We start from the raw sequence: 4073 nt of genomic DNA, 5'->3' as shown, positions 1-4073 counted from the left end.
GCTCAAGATCAGCCGAACCGCTTGCACTCACACCGCCAAACTAGCCATCACCACCGACAAAAACCGCCGCGTTGGGGTTAAGGAAACACAAGTGACACAAGTTTTCTGGCGCAGTTTAGCCACCGCTGAAACGGGAGCAATAAGCGTTGTCAATATACGGCGACGCTGACCAGAGTTCATCGAAATACCCTGTCGTGCATCGGCATTCCTACCGGACGGGACGCTGACGCACGCAACGCGCGCGCTCCCCAACGAATCATGATGCGCCCCAACGCAGCATTGCTCAACGTCGCCGGTTTGCCACGACGCCCCCACACCGCACCGCGCGGTGTGACGTTGGCCTTCCGATGTCCTTCCGATTTTCCCGCGACGACCTATCCGGCTACGCTGCCCAATAATTCACGAGGCCGACGTCGTGACCTCACGAAACGCTTATTGTGCGAACCTTGATCCCACCGTGTCGTAAACGTGACCGCGATGGCTCAGAGTTCTCAACGAGATCGAGTGCCTCGCGCACTCCGGGCCCAGGGGGAGGCTGCATGAAGGCACTGGTTCGCACGCACAGGTGGATCTGGGATTTCCGTCATCAGCCCCTCACCATCCGACTGCTCGCCGTGGCCGCCGGGTTGCTCACCGCCGCGGCGACGCTGGCGGCACCGGCCGGGGCCGACGCGGGCACCGACGACAGCTTCATCGACTCGCTCAACCACGCGGGCGTCGACTTCGGCGAACCCGGGAACGCCATGTCCGTCGGCCAGTCGATCTGCCCGATGCTCGCTCAGCCGGGCGGCAATTTCGCCGCGGTCGCGTCCAGCGTCTCCGGCCGGGGCATGTCCCCCACGATGGCCCGCATGTTCACGACCATCGCCATCCAGACCTACTGCCCGGAGGAAATGGCGAACCTGGCGGGCGGCAACCTGTCGGGCGCCATGCCGGGGCAAATCCCGGGCATGGCCGGTCAGATCCCCGGCATGCCGGGACAGCTGCCGGCGGCGGGGCAAATCCCCGGCATGACGGGCGGCCAGCTGCCGGCCATGGCCGGTCAACTCCCGGCGATGGCGGGCCAGCTCCCCGGCATGACGAGCGGCCAGCTGCCGGCGATGGCGGGCCAACTCCCGGCGATGGCCGGTCAGCTCCCGGCCATGGCGGGGCAACTGCCGCGGGCCTAACCGGTTCCCAGCGGATCGATGGTGAACGCGATATAGACCATCGACGCCCCGACGGCCGCAGTGGTGAGGAAGTCGATTCCCTTGCTGCGCACCACCAACAGGCCGGCGCGGTCGTCGGGCAACGCCAACCGCAGCAGCGCCGCGACACCGACACCGATCCCGATCAGCAGCGCGCCGCGGCGCCAGAAGTTCGCGCCCACCAAGACCAGCGCCGTCACGAAGATCAGGCCCACCATCAGGATCGGCCATTGGCTCCGCAGGACGGTCCGCGCGCTCATCCCCGCTCGGCCAGCTCCACGACGTTCGTGAGCAGAAAGGCGCGGGTCAACGGGCCCACCCCGCCGGGATTCGGCGACACGTGGCCCGCCACGTCCCACACGCCGGGATGGACGTCGCCGACCAGGCCGTCGTCGGTCCGGCTCACCCCCACGTCCACGACCGCCGCCCCGGGCCGCACCATGTCGGCGGTCAGCATGTGCGGGACCCCGACGGCGGCCACGATGATGTCGGCCTGCCGGGTCAGCGACGCCAGGTCGCGGGTGCCGGTGTGGCACAGGGTCGCCGTGGCGTTCTCGGAGCGGCGGGTCAACAGCAGCCCCAGGGGGCGCCCGACGGTGACGCCCCGGCCGATGATGACCACGTGCGCCCCAGCGATCTCGACGTCGTAGCGGCGCAGCAGGTGCACGATGCCGCGCGCGGTGCATGGCAGCGGGGCCGCGACGCTGAGCACCAGGCGGCCCAGGTTGGTCGGGTGCAGGCCGTCGGCGTCCTTGTTCGGGTCGACGCGCTCCAGCGCCGCGTTCTCGTCCAGGTGCTTGGGCAGCGGCAGCTGCACGATGTAGCCGGTGCAGTCGGGGTTGGCGTTGAGCTCGTCGATGGTCTCGTTCAGCGTGGCGGCGCTGATGTCGGCGGGCAGGTCCCGCCGGATGGAGGTGATGCCGACCTTGGCGCAGTCGGCGTGCTTGCCGCGGACGTAGGCCTGCGAACCGGGGTCGTCGCCGACCAGGATGGTGCCCAGCCCGGGGGTGCGGCCGGCCGCGGTCAGCGCGGCCACCCGTTCCTTCAGGTCGACGAAGATCTCGTCGCGGGTCGCCTTGCCGTCCAGCGTGATTGCGCTCACGGGCTCAGTCTTTCATGGCCGCCCGGCGCGCCCGGGATCGGCGACCCCCACCACCCCGGGTTGTGATCCCCGTTACGCTCCTGGCATGCCCTCTGACCAGCCCACTGTGCCCGACGTCTTCTCACCGGCAAAGCTGGGGCCCATCACCCTGCGCAACCGCACCATCAAATCGGCCACCTTCGAGGCGCGCACCCCGCACGCGCTGGTGACCGATGACCTGATCGAGTACCACCGGCTACCCGCCGCCGGTGGTGTCGGCATGACGACCGTCGCCTACTGCGCCGTCTCCCCCGGCGGCCGCACCGAAGGCAACGGCATCTGGATGCGGCCCGAGGCCGTGCCCGGCTTCCGGCGGCTCACCGACGCCATCCACGCCGAGGGCGCGGCCGTCAGCGCACAGATCGGCCACGCCGGGCCGGTCGCCAACGCCAAGTCGAACAAGGCGAAGGCGCTGGCGCCGGTGCGGTTCTTCAACCCGATCGGAATGCGGTTCGCGCGCAAGGCGACCCGCGACGACATCAACGACGTCATCGAGGGCCACGCCAACGCCGCGCGGCTGGCCATCGAGGCCGGCTTCGACGCCGTCGAGATCCATCTGGGCCACAACTACCTGGCCAGCGCGTTCCTGTCGCCACTGATCAACCGGCGCAACGACGAGTTCGGCGGGTCTTTGGAGAACCGCGCCAAGCTGGCCCGCGGCATGGTGATGGCGGTGCGCCGCGCGGTGGAGAAAGAGGGCACGCCCATCGCGGTCACCGCCAAGCTCAACATGACCGACGGCGTGCGCGGCGGCATCAGCACCGAGGAGTCGCTGATCACCGCGAAATGGCTGCAGGACGACGGCGGGCTGGACGCGATCGAGCTGACCGCGGGCAGTTCGCTGGTCAACCCCATGTACCTGTTCCGCGGCGACGCGCCGCTCAAGGAGTTCTCCGGGGCGTTCAAACCGCCGCTGCGCTGGGGCATGCGCATGACGGGCAAAAAGTTCCTGCGCGAATACCCCTACCGCGAGGCGTACCTGCTGCGCGACGCCAAGCTGTTCCGCGCCGAACTGTCGATGCCGCTGATCCTGCTCGGCGGCATCAGCAACCGGGAGACCATGGACCTGGCGATGGCCGAGGGCTTCGACTTCGTCGCGATGGCCCGTGCGCTGCTGGCCGAGCCGGACCTGATCAACCGGATCGCCGCCGACAGCGCCCGCACCGGGGTGCTGTCCGCGTGCACCCACTGCAACCGGTGCATGCCGACGATCTACACCCGCACCCGCTGCGTCGTCACGGGCGCACCCGACACCGTCGCCGCCGCCCGGTAGACCACAGGGTCGCAAGCTACAGTTGTGGCGATGTCCGCCCCAGTCCCACCGACGTTGACCGTCCATCACGAAGGATCGGAACGCACCTTCGCAGCGGGCCATGACGTGGTCGTCGGCCGCGACCTGCGGGCCGACATGCGCATCACCCACCCCCTGATCTCGCGCGCACACCTGCTGCTGCGCTTCGACCAGGGCCGCTGGCTGGCCATCGACAACGGCTCGCTCAACGGCACTTTCGTCAACGGCCGGCGCGTGCCGGTCGTCGAGATCCACGACGGGCAGTCGATCAACATCGGCAACCCCGACGGCCCGCAGCTGACCTTCGACGTCGGCCGCCACCAAGGCATGGCCGGGCGCCCGCCGCAGACCGAGTCGATGAACATCCCGGTGGCCGCGCAACCGGCCGGCGTCGCCTGGTCCGCGACCGCCGCGCCGCCGGGGCCGCCCCCCGGCCCCCCCGTCGCCTCTCCTC

General features: G+C 69.4%; 5 protein-coding genes. 3 read left to right on the top strand and 2 right to left on the bottom strand.

Going from position 1 to position 4073, the window contains the following annotated elements; all coding sequences use genetic code 11:
* The first annotated feature begins 539 nt into the window (after window positions 1-539).
* Window positions 540-1169 (top strand): DUF732 domain-containing protein, encoded by a 630-nt coding sequence (locus A5700_RS07990; RefSeq protein ID WP_068066605.1) that lies wholly within the window; start codon window positions 540-542, stop codon window positions 1167-1169.
* Here the strand turns inward: A5700_RS07990 and A5700_RS07985 are convergent.
* Complete coding sequence (locus A5700_RS07985) at window positions 1166-1447, bottom strand: DUF3017 domain-containing protein (protein ID WP_068066602.1); 282 nt, start codon at window positions 1445-1447, stop codon at window positions 1166-1168. The two genes, A5700_RS07990 and A5700_RS07985, sit on opposite strands and share 4 nt — an antisense overlap.
* Window positions 1444-2289: a bifunctional methylenetetrahydrofolate dehydrogenase/methenyltetrahydrofolate cyclohydrolase gene (locus tag A5700_RS07980; protein WP_068066599.1), complete on the bottom strand. Its 846-nt coding sequence runs from the start codon at window positions 2287-2289 to the stop codon at window positions 1444-1446. The genes A5700_RS07985 and A5700_RS07980 overlap by 4 nt, the downstream gene beginning before the upstream one ends.
* An 85-nt stretch (window positions 2290-2374) precedes the next feature.
* On the opposite strand from A5700_RS07980, the gene A5700_RS07975 reads away from it, so the two are divergent.
* Together A5700_RS07975 and A5700_RS07970 are read left to right on the top strand one after the other, a co-directional pair.
* Entirely contained in the window at window positions 2375-3601 is a 1227-nt protein-coding gene (locus A5700_RS07975; RefSeq protein WP_068066596.1) for an NADH:flavin oxidoreductase, read from the top strand.
* Window positions 3602-3631: 30 nt separating this feature from the next.
* The coding region (locus tag A5700_RS07970) for an FHA domain-containing protein (protein WP_156671133.1) at window positions 3632-4073 on the top strand (442 nt) is incomplete at its 3' end.

Source organism: Mycobacterium sp. E1214, assembly GCF_001666755.1.
Lineage (GTDB): Bacteria > Actinomycetota > Actinomycetes > Mycobacteriales > Mycobacteriaceae > Mycobacterium.
This window is presented reverse-complemented; position numbering and strand designations above follow the sequence as displayed.

Excerpts from the sequence above, each read along its gene's own strand:
- A5700_RS07975 (WP_068066596.1), top strand. The coding sequence starts at position 2,375 with ATGCCCTCTGACCAGCCCACTGTGCCCGACGTCTTCTCACCGGCAAAG.
- A5700_RS07985 (WP_068066602.1), bottom strand. The coding sequence starts at position 1,447 with ATGAGCGCGCGGACCGTCCTGCGGAGCCAATGGCCGATCCTGATGGTG.
- A5700_RS07990 (WP_068066605.1), top strand. The coding sequence starts at position 540 with ATGAAGGCACTGGTTCGCACGCACAGGTGGATCTGGGATTTCCGTCAT.